The organism is Albimonas marina (assembly GCF_029223255.1).
In the GTDB taxonomy this organism is placed as follows: domain Bacteria; phylum Pseudomonadota; class Alphaproteobacteria; order Rhodobacterales; family Rhodobacteraceae; genus Albimonas.
In genome coordinates this window covers 108,014-123,622 of sequence record NZ_JARHUC010000003.1, presented here as the reverse complement: position 1 = coordinate 123,622, position 15,609 = coordinate 108,014, and the positions used below count along the sequence as shown (strand labels likewise).

Sequence of the window (15,609 nt, the reverse complement as noted above, 5' to 3'; positions counted from 1 at the left end):
CGGGTCGGTTCTTTCGATACCCATTGTAAACAAGCGCGGCGACACGCCGCGGAGGTTTTCGATGTGACGACGCCGCAGGGCGCGCATTCGCGGGCGAACGAGCCCGCCCAAGGCATTCCGGTCCGGGCCCGAACGCGGGCTCCGGCACGTTATGCTGCGCTGGACCTGGGCACCAACAACTGCCGCCTGCTGATCGCCGAGCCCGATCCCCGCGGCTTCCGGGTGATCGACGCCTTCAGCCGCAACGTGCGCCTGGGCGAGGGGGTGGAGATCCATGGCGAGCTGTCGCGCGCCGCGATGTCCCGCACCATCGACGCCCTGCGCATCTGCGCCTCCAAGATCCGCCGTCACGAGGTGGCGCGCTGCCGGATCGTGGCGACCGAGGCCTGCCGGCGCGCCGCCAACGCGCGGAGCTTCCTGCGCCGGGTGCGGCGGGAGACGGGGCTGGAGCTGGAGGTGATCTCCCCCGAGCAGGAGGCGCGCCTGGCGCTGGCCGGCTGCGCGCCGCTGCTGGAGGAGCAGGCCGAGAGCCTGATGGTCTTCGACATCGGCGGCGGCTCGACCGAGCTGATCTGGCTCGACCTCGCCGGCTGCGACCCGGCCGAGCGGCAGGACCTGATCCTCGCGCTCGCCCCCGGCCGCGGCGGCCCCGACCGCTCCGAGCTGCGCCGCGCGGCGCGCGAGCGGATCGTGGACTGGATCTCGGCTCCCGTGGGCGTGGCCACCCTGCACGACCGCTATTCGGACGTGGAGAGCGACGCCGACCGCTACGCCCTGATGGCCTGCCATTTCGAGGATCACATCGCCGGCTTCCTGCCCTACGAGGACGAGAACGCCGCCGCGAAGCTGCCGGGCCTGCAGATCATCGGCGCCTCGGGCACGGTGACCACCATCGGCGCGCTGCGGCTGGGGCTGACCAAGTACGACCGGGCGAAGGTGGACGGGATGTGGCTGGAGCGGACGGCCTCGGCCCGGATCGCCCGCCACCTGATCGACCTGGGCCCCGAGGGGCGGCGCGCCCACCCCGGCGTGGGCCCCGACCGGGCGGAGCTGGTGATCGCCGGCGCCGCGATCCTGCAGACCATCCTGCGGCTATGGCCCGCGCCCCGCATCCGCGTCGCGGACCGTGGCCTTCGCGAGGGGATGCTGTATTCCCTCATGTGGGCCGAGCGGGCCCGCCAGCACTGAAGACGGGTGAAGCCATGGGCGGCGGCAACAGCGGCGGCGGCGGACCGGGAACCTCCGGCCGCGGGGCGCGGGAACTCAAGACGCGGGTGAAGACCGCCAAGGGCCGGCGCCTGTCCTCGACCCGCTGGCTCGAGCGTCAGCTCAACGATCCCTACGTGCAGCGCGCCAAGCGCGAGGGCTACCGCGGCCGCGCGGCGTTCAAGCTGCTCGAGATCGACGAGAAGCATCCCTTCCTCAAGACCGGCGCCTGCATCGTCGACCTGGGCTGCGCGCCCGGCGGCTGGCTGCAGGTGGCGGCGAAGAAGACCAACGCCGACGGCCACAAGCCCAACCGCCCGCGCGGCCGCATCCTGGGCATCGACCTCCAGGAGGTCGATCCCCTGCCCGGCTGCGAGCTGATGCAGATGGATTTCCTCGACGAGGGCGCGGACGAGGCGGTGAAGCAGGCGCTGGGCGGCGAGGCCGACGCGGTCCTGTCGGACATGGCCGCCGCCTCCTCGGGCCACCGGGCCACCGACCACCTGCGGATCATGGCGCTGTGCGAGGCCGCGGCCTGGTTCGCGACCGAGGTGCTCAAGCCTGGCGGATCGTTCCTGGCCAAGACCCTGCAGGGCGGCTCCGAGGCGGACCTGCTGGCGATGCTGAAGGCGAACTTCAGCGCCGTGCGCCACATCAAGCCGCCCTCCAGCCGCAAGGATTCGGCCGAGATGTACGTGCTCGCCACCGGCTTCCGCGGCCGCAAGGATGCGCAGGACGACGGCGAGGACCCGGAGGTCGGCCCGCTGGGCTGAACGCTCGCGGAGCCGCTCCTGGGTTCATCGGACGGCCGACGGCCGCCTGTTTCGGACGCCTCATGCCCGCTCGTTCGGCCGAAGCCATCCGAGAGACGCGACGACCCGCTCGCGCGACGGGACCGGCTGCGGGGCCCCGGGCGGAACCGGACGGCGAAGCGCGCCCCCCGGAGGGAGGCGCGCGGACCCAAGGGCGCGGGATGGCCGATATACTCGCTCCGCCATCCCGCGCCGCGCGGGCGGCCGGGGCGGCGCCGCCGCGCACGCGGCCGAACGGGGTCGTTCAGCCGCGCCGACGCCTCCGGGTCAGGCCCAGCGCGGCGATCCCCGACGCCAGCAGGGCGGCCGGAAGCGGAACGGGAACCGACGTGGACGGCGGCGGCGCCACGTAGGCGCCCGAGGTCCCGGAGGTCATCGAGAACGAGGTGGTGCTGCTGTACCAGCCCCCCGCGAAGATCGCGTTGCTCAGGCTCGTCGTCGTTCCGTCGCTCGGCTTGCCGGTGGTCAGCCAGTAGCCGGTGAAGAAGCCGCCGCCGTTCGTCGGCTCGGCGAGGCCGGAGAAGTAGGGGGCGAGCTCGGCCGGCGTCGAGCCGCCGCCCGAGGCGTTGATGTCGCCCGCGACGTGGATGAAGTTCGACGGGGTCAGCCCGCCCTTGGGCACGAAGCCGCCACCGCTCTGGAACTTCACCTGGCCGTCGTAGCCGTTGCCGAAGTTCGAGTCGGTGTCCCAGCGCAGGATGAACACGTCGTCGGAGTCGCCGGTGATGTCGATCTGCGACGACACCTGGAAGGCGGAGGTGATGTCGACCACGAAGGTCTCGGCGATGCCGTTCGCGACGTCGAGATTGTCGAGGAAGGTCGGCGCCACGCCGGCGAAGCCGGTGGTGGCCGTCAACCCGTTGATGGTGGAGAACGCCGCGGCGAGGTCGGCCTCGAGCGCCGCGATCCGCGCGGTCTCCCCCGTCACGCCGGCCGCGGTCGAGGGATTGGCGTTCACGATGTTCTGCCAGGCCCCCAGCGAGCCGGAGTTGGTGTAGATCGTCCCGGTGTAGGGCACGGTCCCCGAGGTGCGCTCGTCGGCGCTGACGCCGTCGATGGCGACATCGCCCACGAAGCCCTTGCTGGCCCCCTGCCAGTTCGCGTCGGCGCTGCCGTCGGTGAACACGAACAGGTAGTCGGTCAGGCCGCCGAGCTCGACGCCCCCGATCATCCGGGCCTGCGCGGCCCAGGGCGCGGCGGCCGCGGCCGTCGCGGCGAGGGCGATCGCGCCCAGTCGGCGCGCGCCCAGGCGCCCTCTACCGACCGGGCCGCGCCCGATCGCTGCAGATCGTCCAATGGTCATAACGGCTCCCCCCGCTTTCCGCCGGGCGTGGCGCCCGCCGCGGAAAGGCATGTCGTCAACTGTCGGTCGACACGATGGAACGCGGGCACGCGTGGACGCGGACGCAACCCTGGGGCTCGCAGCACGCGGAATATGACGCTGCGTCAGGCGAGTCTCATATTCATATCCCATTTCAACGACTCGGCAATTCGAATGATCGAGGACCGTCGCGGATTCACGTTTGCGCCCCGGCGATCGCGCCCCGCCGGTCGACCCGATCGCCGCACCCCCGCCTGCTGCGTGGACAGCCCCCCCGGGGACGTCTAACGCTCAGGCCCATGATCCGATCGCTCTACAACTGGGTGCTGCGGCAGGCGGAGACGCCCTACGCGCTGTGGACGCTGGCCTTCGTCAGCTTCATCGAAAGCTCGATGTTCCCGATCCCGCCGGACGTGCTGATGATCCCGATGATCATCGCCGCCCCGCGCAGGGCGTGGCTGATCGCGGGGGTGGCGACCGTCTCCTCGGTGCTGGGCGGGGCGCTGGGCTACTATATCGGCTGGGGCCTGTTCGAGTCGGTGGGCCGGCCGGTGCTGGAGTTCTACGGCAAGGCCGACGCCTTCGACCTGCTGGCCGAGTCCTACAACCAGCAGGGCTTCTGGGCGGTGCTGATCGCCGGCGTCACGCCCTTCCCCTACAAGGTCATCACGATCTTTTCAGGGCTGACGGGTTTGAACTTCGCCCTGTTCATGGCGACGTCCGTCCTCGCCCGCGGCCTTCGATTCTTCATCATCGCCGCGCTTCTGCACCGCTTCGGCGAGCCGATCCGCGATTTCATCGACCGGCGGCTGGGGCTGGTGGCGACCGTGTCGGTCGCCCTGCTGATCGGAGGCTTCGCGATCGTGAAGTACGCCCTGTGAGCGCGCCGGCGTCGAAAGCCGCCCGCGCCCCCCTGCCCGAGACCGCCCAGACCTACCTCGCCGGCCTCGCGGCCGCAGGCTCGGCCGGGATGCTGGCGGGGGCCTTCCTGTTCCAGCACGTCGGCGGCCTCGCCCCCTGCGAGATGTGCATCTGGCAGCGCTGGCCCCATGCGGTCGCGATCGTGCTGGGCGCGCTGATGCTGGCGCCGGCGCTGCGCGGCCTGCGCGCGATCCGGCTGGCCGGCGCGCTGTCGATGCTGGTGGGGGCGGGCATCGCCCTGCTCCACACCGGGGTCGAGCGCGGCTGGTGGGAGGGGCCGACGGAATGCTCCTCGACCGTGGGCGCGGGGATGTCGACCGACGACCTGCTCAAGGCCATCCAGAACGCCCCCATCGTGCGCTGCGACGACGTCGCGTGGAGCCTGATGGGCCTGTCGATGGCCTCGTGGAACGGGATCCTGTCGCTGGTCCTGGCGGGCCTGTGGCTCGCCTCCCTCAAGCGGGCCTGAGGGGGCCGTCGCCTCGCGCAGGGGACCGCGCGGGGCCTCAGGGCTCCAGCTCGGCGTCCCAGTAGAGGTAATCCAGCCAGGTCACGTGCAGGTGGTTGGGGGGGAACTTCCGCCCCACGTTCTGCAACATCGCCGCGGTGGGCCGGCGCACGGGCTTGGCCAGGCGCATCCCCGCCTGGCGGAGCGAGCGCGAGCCCTTGCGCAGGTTGCACGGTCCGCAGGCGGCGACGACGTTCTCCCAGGTCGTGCGCCCGCCCGCGGCGCGGGGGATCACGTGGTCGAAGGTCAGGTCGCCCTTGGCGCCGCAGTACTGGCAGCGGAACTCGTCGCGCAGGAACAGGTTGAAGCGGGTGAAGGCGGCCAGCCGCGCCGGCTTCACGTAGTCGCGCAGCACCACCACCGAGGGCAGCTTCATCTCCAGGCTCGGAGAGCGCGCGACCTCGTCGTATTCCGCGACGATGGTCACCCGGTCGAGGAAGGCGGCCTTCACCGCCTCCTGCCAGGGCCACAGCGACAGGGGAAAGTAGCTCAGCGGCCGATAGTCGGCGTTGAGCACCAGCGCGGGATGGTCCTTCAACCGCGCCGGACTTCGCACGAACTGGGTGGCGTAGGGGTCGTTCCTCACCCGACAGGTCTCCCGTCCCAGCGTTCCGTTTTCCGCCGAGACGGGACGCGTCCCGTCCCGGTAGATGAGAGAACTATATCTGGCGGATGACGCCGCGCAACTCTCCAGATGCTGCGGGCTCTTCCGCCGCACCGCTGGTCTAGCAGCGAATTGCGACGCCTTGACGACGCCGCCCGCGCGACCCTGCGGCGCGGGGGTCCGGGGGCCGGAAGCCCCGCGGGATCAAGGCCTTGCGCCCGATCCGCGGGGTCCGCGGGATCAGTCGAGATGGGCTTTGAGCATCTGCAGCGCCGCGCCCAGACCCTCGGGCGAGATCGAGTGGGGGACGCCCGCGCAGGGCAGAATCCGCACCTCGATTCCCGCCTCCGACAGGCCGCGGGCCGCGAGCTCCATGTTCTCGAAGGGCACCATCGGGTCGGCGTCGCCGTGCACCAGCAGCACCGGCGGCTTGGTGACGATCTCGTCCTTCAGCCTCTCCGGCGCCAGCAGCATCCCCGAGAAGCCCACCACGCAGGCCAGCTGCTCCGGGCGGCGGGGCGCGACGTGCAGGGACATCATCGTGCCCTGCGAGAAGCCGACCAGCGCCAGGCGGTCGGCGCTCAGGCCGGTCTCGGCCAGGATGCCGTCGAGATAGTCGTTCACCAGCCCGATCGAGACCTGCATCGCCGCCTCGCGCTGCGCCTCGGTCGAGCCGTCCATGCGCGGGATCGGGAACCACTGGTAGCCCATGGGGTTCATCACGCTGCGCTCGGGCGCGTTGGGGGCGTAGAAGGCGGTGTCGGGCATGTGGTCGGCCAGCACGTCGCCCAGGCCCAGCAGGTCGGGCCCGTCCGCGCCGTAGCCGTGCAGGAACACCACCGCCGATTTCGCCTCGCCCGATTTCGCCGGCAGCGAGGGTCCCGAAAGAGCCGCCATCAGATCATCCCTTCCCTGTTCTTGAGCGCCCTGTAGTAGGCCCAAAGCATCCGCGCCGCCACCCCGCGCCAGGGCGACCAGTCGCGCGCCATCTCGGCGAAGTCCTTCTCGGGGGGCCGCGCGTCGAGCGCGAACAGCGCGCGCGCGGCCTCCTGCAGGGCGAGGTCGCCGGCCGCGAACACGTCCGCGCGCCCCAACGAGGTCAGCAGGTAGACCTCCGCCGTCCAGCGCCCGATGCCCGGCAGCGCGTCGAGGGCGGCGATGGCCGCCTCGTCGGGCATCGCGCGCAGGGCCTCGAAGTCGAAGCCCGACTCCGCCAGCGCCCGCGCATAGCGCACCTTGGGGCGGGACAGGCCCAGCGCCCGCAGCCCCTCGTCGTCGAGCGCGCGCACCGCCTCGGCGGACGTGGCGCCCGCCGCCTGCATCCGCGCCCAGATCCCGGCGGCGGAGGCGACCGAGACCTGCTGGGAGACGATGGCCGAGAGCAGCGCCTCGAACCCGTCCGCCCGCCGCCTCAGCGGCGGCGGCCCGCACACCTCCAGCACATGCGCGAAGCGCGGCTCCCGCCCCGCCAGCCACGCCGCGCCCTCGGCCACGCAGGCCTCCGTCTCGATGATGCGTCCCACCATGGCGCGCAGAGGACCCCGCCGCCCCGCCCCCGTCAACCGCCCGACGATCCGATCGCGCCCGCGCCGAGCGCCCTCGCCTCCCCCTTCGCCCCTCCCCTCGCCCTTCCAGGCGCCCATGGCGCGCGCCCTGCGGCCCTCGCGAAGCGCCTGTTCTCCGGAGCCGTCTCTCGCGGATGCCGTTAAGAGCGAGTCGCCGGACGGGGTCAGGGATCGCGAAGCGACCCCGCGCCTGCGCGGGGCTTGTCCTTGACCCCGTCCGGCGACTCGCTCAGGCATCCATCAGCGAGAGACGGTTCCGGAGGACAGGCGCGGCCCTGTTCTTTGGTGAGTCAGGAGTCCGCCGGAGGCTCCCACGCCCGCGCAAGCAAGCGCGCCCGCTCCCAAAGGCCCAAGCCCGCCCGCAGGGCGCCTCCGCCCCCCGCCATCTCTTGACCTCCCGCCTCGCGCAAGCTTCGCTCCGCCGCGATGCATACCGAGCGTTTCGCCCCCTCCCCCAACGGCCGCCTGCACCTGGGCCACGCCTTCTCGGCGATGCTCGCCCATGATTCCGCGCGCGCCGCCGGCGGCCGGTTCCTGGTGCGGATCGAGGACATCGACCGCGCCCGCGCCCGCCCAGAGCACGAGGCCGCGATCTTCGAGGATCTCGCCTGGCTGGGCCTGGAGTGGGAGCGGCCGGTCCTGCGCCAGTCCACGCGCGGCCCGGCCTATGCCGAGGCGCTGGCGGTCCTCCGCGCCCGCGGCCTGCTGTATCCCTGCGCCTGCACCCGCAGGGACATCCTCGCCGCCCTCGACGCGCCGCAGGAGGGGGGGCCGGACGGGCCGGTTTATCCCGGGACCTGCCGCGCCCATCCGCCCGACCCCGCCCTGCCCCATGCCTGGCGGCTCGACATGGCGGCGGCGATCGAGGCGCTGGGCGGCGCGCAGGCCCTCTCCCGCCTGGACTTCACCGAGCTCGACGCCGGCCCGCAGGGGGAGACGGGGCCGCAGCCGCTCTCGGCCGCGTGGCTTATTGGGTCCTGCGGCGACGTGGTGCTGGCGCGCAAGGACGGGGCGGCGGCCTATCACCTGGCGGTGGTGGTGGACGACGCCTTCCAGGGCGTGACCCACGTCACCCGTGGGCGGGACCTGTTCTCAGCCACGCCGATCCACCGCCTGCTGCAGGCGCTGCTGGGCCTGCCGACCCCGCTCTACCGCCACCACCGGTTGATCCGCGACGCCGCCGGCCGGCGCCTCGCCAAGCGCGACCGCGACGCCGGCATTCACGAGCTGCGCGAGGCCGGGTTCACTCCCGCGGAAATCCGCGCGCGCGTCGGTCTTCCATGATCAGCCGCCGGATCAGGCCCGAGAGCAGCGGCAGCGAGAACAGGACCGCGAAGATCCGCGTCAGGTGATGGGTGGCCACGAAGGCGGGGTCCGCATCGATCGAGATCGCGATCAGCGACATCTCGGCCACGCCCCCCGGCGCGAAGGCCAGCAGCGCCGCGAAGAGGTCGATCCCCAGCACCGAGGTCGCGAAGCCCGCGAAGCCGACCGAGACCCCCATCAGCAGCACCGTCCCGACCAGGGTCCACAGCGCCGTCTCGGCGAAGAAGCGCAGCGGCACGCCGCGGAACCGCGTGCCGATGGAGGAGCCGGTGACCACCAGCGCCGCCTCGACCAGCCAGCCGGGCAGCCCGCCGTCGATCACGCCCGGAAAGCGCAGCGCGGCCGAGGCGATCAGCGGCCCCATCAGGTAGGGCACCGGGAACTTCATGATCCGGAACAGCCAGATCAGCGGCAGCGCCAGCGCCAGCAGGAGGGCGAGGTCGAAGGTCTCGACCAGGCCCGCGGGGTTCTCGGGCGCATGCTCGGGATGCGGCAGGCCCAGCCAGCCGAAGGCCACGATGGGCGCGGCGACCACCACCAGCGCCACCCGCAGCGAGTGGTAGAGCGCCACGCGCCGCTCGTCCGTCCCCGCCTCGCCCGCGAACATGGCGATGGCGGTCAGCCCGCCGGGCATCGAGATCAGCAGCGAGGTCGCCCGGTCCATCCGCGACAGTTTTCGGAAGACCACGTAGCAGACGGCGCAGCCGACCGGCACGTAAAGCACCGCCATGGCGAGCGTCGCCGGCCAGCGCGACAGGCTTTCCGCGTCGGCCGCGGAGAAGCTCTCGCCCAGGAACAGGCCCACGACCGAGAGGAAGATCATCCGCAGCCAGATCGGCACGTCCGCCGGCGCGCCGGCGACGGTGGCGAACATGTTGAAGAACAGCGCCCCCAGCATCCAGGCCAGCGGCACGCCGAGCAGGTGGAAGAGGAAGCCGCCCGTGACCCCGATGCCCAGGCCGAGCGCGAGGCGGCGCAGGTTCGGCCCGCTCAGCCGCTCGGCCCACACCGCGCGGCCGGCGGCGTCCCAGGGGGCGCTCAAGCCTTTTCGGGGGCGAGGATCTCGACCTCCGCGCCCTCCCGCACGGCGGTGTAGAAGCACGAGCGGCGGTTGGTGTGGCAGGCGGGCCCCGTCTGCTCGACCAGCGCCAGCAGCACGTCGCGGTCGCAGTCCACCCGCAGCTCGACCAGCCGCTGGCGGTGGCCCGAGGTCTCGCCCTTTCGCCACAGCTGCGCGCGCGAGCGGGACCAGTAGGTGACCTGACCGGTGGCCAGCGTGTCCTCGAGCGCCTCGCGGTTCATCCAGGCGACCATCAGCACCGTGCCGTCATGGACGTCCTGCGCGATCGCCGGGATCAGGCCCTTGTCGTCCCAGCGCAGGGTCGCGGGATCGAAGGCGGGGCGCGGGGCGTCGGGATCGACGGGCGACGGCAGGGATGGGGGCAAGACCAAGGTCTCCTTATCGTGCGGGACCCGCGTCTTTTACACTCGGCCCGAGGCCGCTATCTAGGGGGAGACGCGCAGCCCTCCCCTGCGCCCGAGAGGATCGCCATGACCGACGCCAGCGCAGAGCAGGACCTGATCGGCCTGTATTCGAAACGCATCCTGGGCCTGGCCTCCGACATCCCCCATGCCGGCCGGCTGGAGGATCCGCAGGCCAGCGTGCGCCGCCGCTCGCCGGTCTGCGGCTCGACCGTGACGGTGGACCTGGACGTCGCGGACGGGAAGATCGCCCGCTTCGGCCAGGACGTGAAGGCCTGCGCCCTGGGCCAGGCCTCGGCCGCGGTGCTGGGCGCGCAGGCCATCGGGCGCACGCGCGAGGAGATCGCGACGGCGCTGGAGCAGCTTCGCGCCATGCTGAAATCCGGCGGCGAGGTCCCCCAGGCGCCCTTCGAAGGCTACGAGGCGCTGCTGCCCGCGCGCGAGTACAAGCACCGCCACGCCTCGATCCTGCTGGCGCTGGAGGCGACGCTGGAGGCGATGGACCAGGCCGAGGGCGGCGCGCAGGCGGCGGAGGGCTGAGGCGCCCCGCCCGGCCTCTGCGTCGGGCGTCCCCGAGGCCGGGCGAAGCGACCGCCTCTCCTGCCGCTTAGACCTCCCCGATCCTGTTCGGCGGTTGAACCCTTCATACAGCTTGGTCGGCGACCGCTCGACGGCCGCGGGCTGCGGCCGTCGTGCCTGGAGGGCCCGGCTGCCCCAGGCGCCCCCTCCCTCCCCCCTCTCCGCAAACGAAAAAGCCGCCGCGAGAGGCTCGCGGCGGCAGGTGTGCGGCTTTTGCGGAGAACGGCCTCCGGCGAAAGGCAGGCGGGCCGGAGGGGCCGGACGAGGGGACCGGCAGGGACCGATTGGGATCTCCGCACGCGACCGCAGGCGAAACTCGGGCGCTCAGGCGAGCGCGGTCATCGCGAAGCCGGCGGCGACCATCAGGCTCAGCGCGGCGAGGCCCAGCGCATCCTCGAGCGCGGTGTCGGAGGTCTCGCGCGAGGCGGCGCGGTTGGCGGCGGAGGCGGCGAGGCGAGCGAGGGTCTTCATGGCGAGGCTCCGATCCCGAGGCGTTTCAATTCCGTTCCGTGTTGCCAGGACGTTCTCCCGAATCTCGCGTCAGGTCAAGAACGATAACGGAACATTAAGGGATCGCCCGCACCATGTCAGACAGAAATTGACGCCCATGCCCGCGATTCGCCCCTGCGCCGACGCCTCGGCCCCGATCGGGAACGCGGGCGCGGGGGGAGGCCTGCGGCCGGGTCGGCGCGACCCGGCACGCCTTCAAGCGACGCTGCGGCCGCGGAAAACCCGCGCGACGGACCCGGCGGGACGGATGAGGCTGGACGCGGACGGAGGAGGAATGCGCAACGGTTGAGACGATCGACGGCGAGCGGCCCCGCCCGACGTGGGGATGTCGGGCTTGGGCGCGAGGGGTCGGCGAGTCGGGACGGACAGAAAGGCGGGCCGTCCGGGGACGACTCGCCGACCGGCGCCGAACTTGAGAAGGCGTGAGCCGCCAGCCGCGGAGGAACGCGACGCCGGGGAGCGTGACGTAGGGAAGTGCGACGCCGGGAAGCGTGATCCGAGCAAGCGTCGCGCGGGGAAGTGCGACGGGCGGCCCAGCGAGCAATGCGGCGCGCCTGCGTCGGGGCGCGTGAGGCGCGCAATGCCGCCGCCGCGCGGCGGCGGCGCGGCTCAGCCGACCTTGAGCAGGCGCAGCGCCTCGTCGGCCTCCATCAGCCACAGCAGGAGGCGCATGGCGCGGCCGCGCTCGCTCTCCAGCGCGGGGTCCTTCGCCAGCAGCAGGCGGGCGTCGTCCTGGGCGGCGGCCATCAGGTCGGCGTGCATCTCGAGGTCGGCGACCCGGAAGTCCGGCAGGCCCGACTGGCGGGTGCCCAGGACGTCGCCGGCCCCGCGCAGGCGCAGGTCCTCCTCGGCGATGCGGAAACCGTCCTCGGTCTCGCGCAGGATCTTCAGCCGCGCCTGGGCGGTCTCGCCCAGCGGCGGGTCGTACATCAGCAGGCAGGAGGAGGCCGCCTCCCCCCGCCCCACGCGGCCGCGCAGCTGGTGGAGCTGGGCGAGGCCGAAGCGGTCGGCGTGCTCGATCACCATGATCGAGGCGTTGGGCACGTTCACACCCACCTCGATCACCGTGGTCGCCACCAGCACCCGCGCCGCGCCGCCGGTGAAGGCGGCCATGGCGGCGTCCTTCTCGGCGGGGGGCATCTGGCCGTGGACGAGGGTCACGCGATCGCCGAACACGGCCTGCAGCTCGCGGTGGCGCGCCTCGGCGGCGGTCAGGTCGGTGGCGATGCTCTCCTCGACCATCGGGCAGACCCAGTAGGCCTGCCGGCCCGCCTCGACCGCCCGCACCAGATGCGCGGTCACCTCCTCCAGCCGGCCCGAGGAAACCAGCACCGTCTCGACCGGCTTGCGTCCGGGCGGCTTCTCGTCCAGCACCGAGACGTCCATGTCCCCGTAGCTCGCCAGCGCCAGCGAGCGGGGGATCGGCGTCGCGGTCATCACCAGCACGTCGGGCCGCCAGCCCTTCTGCGAGATCTCCATGCGCTGGCGCACGCCGAAGCGGTGCTGCTCGTCGATCACCGCGAGGCGCAGGTCCGCGAACTCCACGTCCGCCGAGAACAGCGCGTGCGTGCCCATCACCACGCCCACCTCGCCCGAGGCGATGGCGGCCAGCTTCTCCTTGCGCGCCGCCCCCTTGTCGCGACCGGTCAGCAGCATCGGCACGACGCCCGCGGCCTCGAACAGCGGCGCGAGCCCCTCCATGTGCTGGCGGGCGAGAATCTCCGTCGGGGCCATCAGCGCGGCCTGCCCCCCCGCCTCCACCGCCGTCAGCAGCGCGGCCAGCGCCACCAGCGTCTTGCCCGAGCCGACGTCGCCCTGGAGGAGGCGGTTCATCCGCTCCTCCCCCGCCATGTCGGCCGCGATCTCCTTCATCGCCCGCGCCTGCGCGCCGGTGGGCTTGTAGGGCAGCGAGCCGATGGCGCGGCGCACCAGCCGCCCGTCGCCCCTGGTGGGCCGGCCCTTGCCCTTGCGCTGGGTCTCGCGCGCCAGCGCCAGCGCCATCTGGTGGGCCAGCAGCTCGTCATAAGCCACCCGCTCGCGCGCGGGACTGCGCGGGCGCAGCGCGTCGTCGGAGACGGGACGGTGCAGCGCCTCCATCGCGTTGCGCCAGCCGGGCCAGAGCTTCGCGGCCAGCAAGCCGGGCTCGATCCACTCCGGCAGGTCCGGCGCCCGCTCCAGCGCCGAGAGCGCGGCGCGCCCCAGCGTGTGCTGGGTCAGGCCCTCGGTGGTGGGGTAGATCGGCTCGAACTCCGGCAGCTCGGCGGCCTGCGCCTCGGTCAGCACATGGTCGGGCTGCACCATCTGGCGCATGTGGTTCCAGGTCTCGACCTTGCCCGAGACCACGCGCGTCTCGCCCAGCGGCAGCATCGCCTCGATCTTGGCGGACGGCAGGCGGAAGAAGACCAGCGTGAAGCCCTGGGCCGCGTCCTCGACCACCACCCGGTGCGGGGCGGCGCGGGTGCGCCCGCGGCGATGCTCGACGACCGTCACCTTCACCGTGGCCACGTCCCCGTCGGGCACGCCGTTCAGATCGGGGCGCATCCGCCGGTCCACCAGCCGCGCGGGCGGGTGCATCAGCAGGTCCCGGGGCCGGGTGATGTGCAGCTTCTCGAACAGGCGCGCCGACTTCTCCCCCACCTTGTCCAGCGAGGTGATCTCGGCGAAGAGCGGAAACAGAATCTCGGGGCGCCCGCGGGTCATGGCCGCAACATGGGGCGCCCGGCGGCGCGAGGAAAGCCGCCCCGCCCGCCGCGCGGCGGCATGCCTCCTGCCCGGAGGGAAGCGCGCAATCCGCTTGACCGGGCGTCCCTGCGCGCGGAGACAGGGGGAGATAAGGAAGGCTGAACTTCCGCCTGCGCGACCGGAGACCCCATGGCGCTCGTCCTCGCCCCCGCCGACGCCCTCGCCCGCAACCTGCAGGGGGCGGCGTGGATGGCGCTGGCCATGCTGGGCGTGGCGGTCAACGACGCGCTGATGAAGCTGGTGCTGCCCGACATCGGCATGTTCCAGGCGATCCTGCTGCGCTCGGTCTTCGCGGCCGCGGCGGTGGCGGTCTGGCTGCGGATGCGGGGGCAGCTCAGGCCGCCCGCGCGCCAGGACCTGCCCTGGCTCGCCATCCGCTCGGTGGCCGAGATCGGGGCCACGATCTTCTACCTCAACGCCATCATGCGCCTGCGGCTGGCCGAGGTCTCGGCGATCAACCAGAGCCTGCCGCTGCTGCTGACACTGGCGGGCGTGCTGTTCCTGGGCGAGCGGGTGGGCTGGCGGCGCTGGCTCGCGATCCTGGCGGGCTTCGCAGGGGTGCTCCTGATCGTGCGGCCCGGGGGCGAGGCCTTCGATCCCGACGCGCTCTACGCCGTGGGGGGCATGATCTGCTTCGGCATCCGCGAGGTGGTGACCCGGCGCACCGACCCGCAGACGCCCAGCCTGCTGATCACCTTCATCACCCTGCTGACCGTGGGCACGACCGGCGCGGTCGGCTCGCTGATCGAGCCGTGGTCGCCGATGGAGGCCTGGCACCTGACCGCCCTCGTCGCCTCCTCCGTCGCGATCTTCGTGTGCTATCACGCGGGCGTGGTGGCGATGCGCACGGGCGAGATCGGCTTCACCGCGCCCTTCCGCTACACCGTGATCCTGTGGGCGATCGTCCTGGGATTCGCGGTCTTCGGCGAGGTCCCGGACGTGCAGACCCTGGTCGGCGCCGCGATGATCGTGGCCGCCGGCCTCTACGCCTTCTGGCGGGAGCGGCGGGTGGGCCGCGCCGCCTGACCCAGGATCGACGGGGGGAGAGACGCGCGTCATGAGAATCGCCCAGATCACCGACAGCCACATCGTGGCGCCCGGCACGCTGTGGAAGGACCGGGTCGACATGGCCGCAGGCCTCGCCGCCGCCGTCGCCCGGCTGAACGAGATCGCGCCCGACCTGGTGGTGCACACCGGCGACGTGGTCGACGGGGGCGGCGAGGCGCAGTACGGGCTCGCGGCCGAGATCCTGTCCGAGCTGAAGGCCCCCCTGCGCCTGCTGCCCGGCAACCACGACCTGCGCGACCGGATGCGCGCGGCGTTCGGGCGCCAGGTCGCCCTGTCCGACGGCCCGTTCCTGAATTTCGCCGAGGAGGCGGAGGGGCTGACGATCCTGGGCCTCGACACGATCGAGGAGGGGCAGACGGCCGGCCGCCTCTGCGCCGAGCGCGCCGCCTGGCTGCGCGAGCGGTTGGCCCGCGGCCGCCCGGCGCTGGTCTTCGCCCATCACCCGCCCTGCCCGCTGGGCCTGCCCTTCATGGACCGCTTCACGTTCCGCGGCTCGGAGCTCGCGGCCGAGGCGATCCAGGGCCGGGGCGTGCTGCGCATCGCCACCGGCCATGTCCACGCGGCGGTGGAGCGGCACTGGGCCGGCACGCTGGTCGCGGCCTGCCCCGCGACGGGGGTGCAGATCCCGCCCGCGCAGGACGGCGGCTGGCCCGGCTTCGCGCTGGAGCCCGCCGCGATCCGCCTGCACGACTGGTCGCCCGCGCTGGGCCTGACGGTGAAGACGGTCCCGGTCGAGCCCGGTCCCTTCCACCCGTTCGAGGCGGACCCCAACGCCGATTTCTCGGGCACGCCCCACGCGGAGTGACCGGCCCTCCGGGCGCCCGACCTCCCTCGCGCGAGACGCAGCCAAGCCCGCCCGCAGGGCGCCTGTAGACCGCGCCTCGCCGGTTCGCGCCCCGGGGGCGGGCAACCGGGCCTTTCGAAAAGCGGCGTGCAGGCGCCCTGCGGGCGGGCCTGGCCGGGAC

General features: G+C 72.8%; 16 protein-coding genes. 8 read left to right on the top strand and 8 right to left on the bottom strand.

The window, feature by feature from the left end; translation table 11 throughout:
• Nucleotides 1-63 precede the first annotated feature (63 nt).
• Both P2H44_RS08180 and P2H44_RS08175 read left to right on the top strand, forming a co-directional pair.
• The gene (locus P2H44_RS08180) at nucleotides 64-1,188 is read left to right on the top strand and encodes a Ppx/GppA phosphatase family protein (RefSeq protein ID WP_275763006.1); all 1,125 of its coding nucleotides are present in this window, start codon (nucleotides 64-66) and stop codon (nucleotides 1,186-1,188) included.
• A gap of 14 nt (nucleotides 1,189-1,202) precedes the next feature.
• Entirely contained in the window at nucleotides 1,203-1,979 is a 777-nt protein-coding gene (locus P2H44_RS08175) for an RlmE family RNA methyltransferase (protein ID WP_275763005.1), read from the top strand.
• 283 nt (nucleotides 1,980-2,262) lie between these two features.
• On the opposite strand, the gene P2H44_RS08170 is transcribed toward P2H44_RS08175, so the two are convergent.
• The gene (locus P2H44_RS08170; protein ID WP_275763003.1) at nucleotides 2,263-3,321 is read right to left on the bottom strand and encodes a hypothetical protein; all 1,059 of its coding nucleotides are present in this window, start codon (nucleotides 3,319-3,321) and stop codon (nucleotides 2,263-2,265) included.
• Nucleotides 3,322-3,638: 317 nt separating this feature from the next.
• Here P2H44_RS08170 and P2H44_RS08165 point away from each other — a divergent pair, with 317 nt between their 5' ends.
• Nucleotides 3,639-4,220, top strand: a complete 582-nt coding sequence (locus P2H44_RS08165) for a YqaA family protein (RefSeq protein ID WP_275763002.1) — start codon at nucleotides 3,639-3,641, stop codon at nucleotides 4,218-4,220.
• Nucleotides 4,217-4,729: a disulfide bond formation protein B gene (locus P2H44_RS08160; RefSeq protein ID WP_275763000.1), complete on the top strand. Its 513-nt coding sequence runs from the start codon at nucleotides 4,217-4,219 to the stop codon at nucleotides 4,727-4,729. The genes P2H44_RS08165 and P2H44_RS08160 overlap by 4 nt, the downstream gene beginning before the upstream one ends.
• A 37-nt stretch (nucleotides 4,730-4,766) precedes the next feature.
• On the opposite strand, the gene P2H44_RS08155 is transcribed toward P2H44_RS08160, so the two are convergent.
• The 3 genes from P2H44_RS08155 to P2H44_RS08145 form a co-directional block, all read right to left on the bottom strand.
• Nucleotides 4,767-5,354 carry an HNH endonuclease gene (locus tag P2H44_RS08155; protein WP_275762999.1) on the bottom strand — a complete coding sequence of 196 codons (588 nt, stop codon included), beginning with the start codon at nucleotides 5,352-5,354 and terminating at the stop codon, nucleotides 4,767-4,769.
• Nucleotides 5,355-5,612: 258 nt separating this feature from the next.
• Entirely contained in the window at nucleotides 5,613-6,269 is a 657-nt protein-coding gene (locus P2H44_RS08150; RefSeq protein WP_275762998.1) for an alpha/beta hydrolase, read from the bottom strand.
• Nucleotides 6,269-6,898, bottom strand: coding sequence for a DNA-3-methyladenine glycosylase family protein (locus P2H44_RS08145; protein WP_275762997.1), 630 nt, complete (start codon nucleotides 6,896-6,898; stop codon nucleotides 6,269-6,271). Before P2H44_RS08145 ends, P2H44_RS08150 begins: the two co-directional genes overlap by 1 nt.
• A gap of 465 nt (nucleotides 6,899-7,363) precedes the next feature.
• Between P2H44_RS08145 and gluQRS the strand changes: the two genes are divergently transcribed.
• Nucleotides 7,364-8,221 (top strand): tRNA glutamyl-Q(34) synthetase GluQRS, encoded by an 858-nt coding sequence (gene gluQRS / locus P2H44_RS08140; protein WP_275762996.1) that lies wholly within the window; start codon nucleotides 7,364-7,366, stop codon nucleotides 8,219-8,221.
• Here the strand turns inward: gluQRS and P2H44_RS08135 are convergent.
• Both P2H44_RS08135 and hisI read right to left on the bottom strand, forming a co-directional pair.
• Entirely contained in the window at nucleotides 8,181-9,305 is a 1,125-nt protein-coding gene (locus P2H44_RS08135) for an AbrB family transcriptional regulator (protein ID WP_275762995.1), read from the bottom strand. The two genes, gluQRS and P2H44_RS08135, sit on opposite strands and share 41 nt — an antisense overlap.
• Nucleotides 9,302-9,709 carry a phosphoribosyl-AMP cyclohydrolase gene (gene hisI / locus P2H44_RS08130; protein ID WP_275762994.1) on the bottom strand — a complete coding sequence of 136 codons (408 nt, stop codon included), beginning with the start codon at nucleotides 9,707-9,709 and terminating at the stop codon, nucleotides 9,302-9,304. The genes P2H44_RS08135 and hisI overlap by 4 nt, the downstream gene beginning before the upstream one ends.
• Nucleotides 9,710-9,814: 105 nt before the next feature.
• Here hisI and P2H44_RS08125 point away from each other — a divergent pair, with 105 nt between their 5' ends.
• Nucleotides 9,815-10,285, top strand: a complete 471-nt coding sequence (locus P2H44_RS08125; RefSeq protein ID WP_275762993.1) for an iron-sulfur cluster assembly scaffold protein — start codon at nucleotides 9,815-9,817, stop codon at nucleotides 10,283-10,285.
• A gap of 363 nt (nucleotides 10,286-10,648) precedes the next feature.
• Here the strand turns inward: P2H44_RS08125 and P2H44_RS08120 are convergent, their stop codons facing one another.
• Both P2H44_RS08120 and recG read right to left on the bottom strand, forming a co-directional pair.
• Entirely contained in the window at nucleotides 10,649-10,795 is a 147-nt protein-coding gene (locus tag P2H44_RS08120) for a hypothetical protein (protein ID WP_275762992.1), read from the bottom strand.
• A 648-nt stretch (nucleotides 10,796-11,443) separates the two neighbouring features.
• A complete protein-coding gene (gene recG / locus P2H44_RS08115; protein ID WP_275762991.1) occupies nucleotides 11,444-13,534 on the bottom strand; it encodes an ATP-dependent DNA helicase RecG in 2,091 nt (696 codons plus the stop codon).
• Nucleotides 13,535-13,705: 171 nt separating this feature from the next.
• Here recG and P2H44_RS08110 point away from each other — a divergent pair, with 171 nt between their 5' ends.
• Both P2H44_RS08110 and P2H44_RS08105 read left to right on the top strand, forming a co-directional pair.
• Nucleotides 13,706-14,602, top strand: coding sequence for a DMT family transporter (locus tag P2H44_RS08110; RefSeq protein WP_275762990.1), 897 nt, complete (start codon nucleotides 13,706-13,708; stop codon nucleotides 14,600-14,602).
• 31 nt (nucleotides 14,603-14,633) lie between these two features.
• Nucleotides 14,634-15,449: a metallophosphoesterase gene (locus P2H44_RS08105; RefSeq protein WP_275762987.1), complete on the top strand. Its 816-nt coding sequence runs from the start codon at nucleotides 14,634-14,636 to the stop codon at nucleotides 15,447-15,449.
• Nucleotides 15,450-15,609 lie beyond the last annotated feature (160 nt).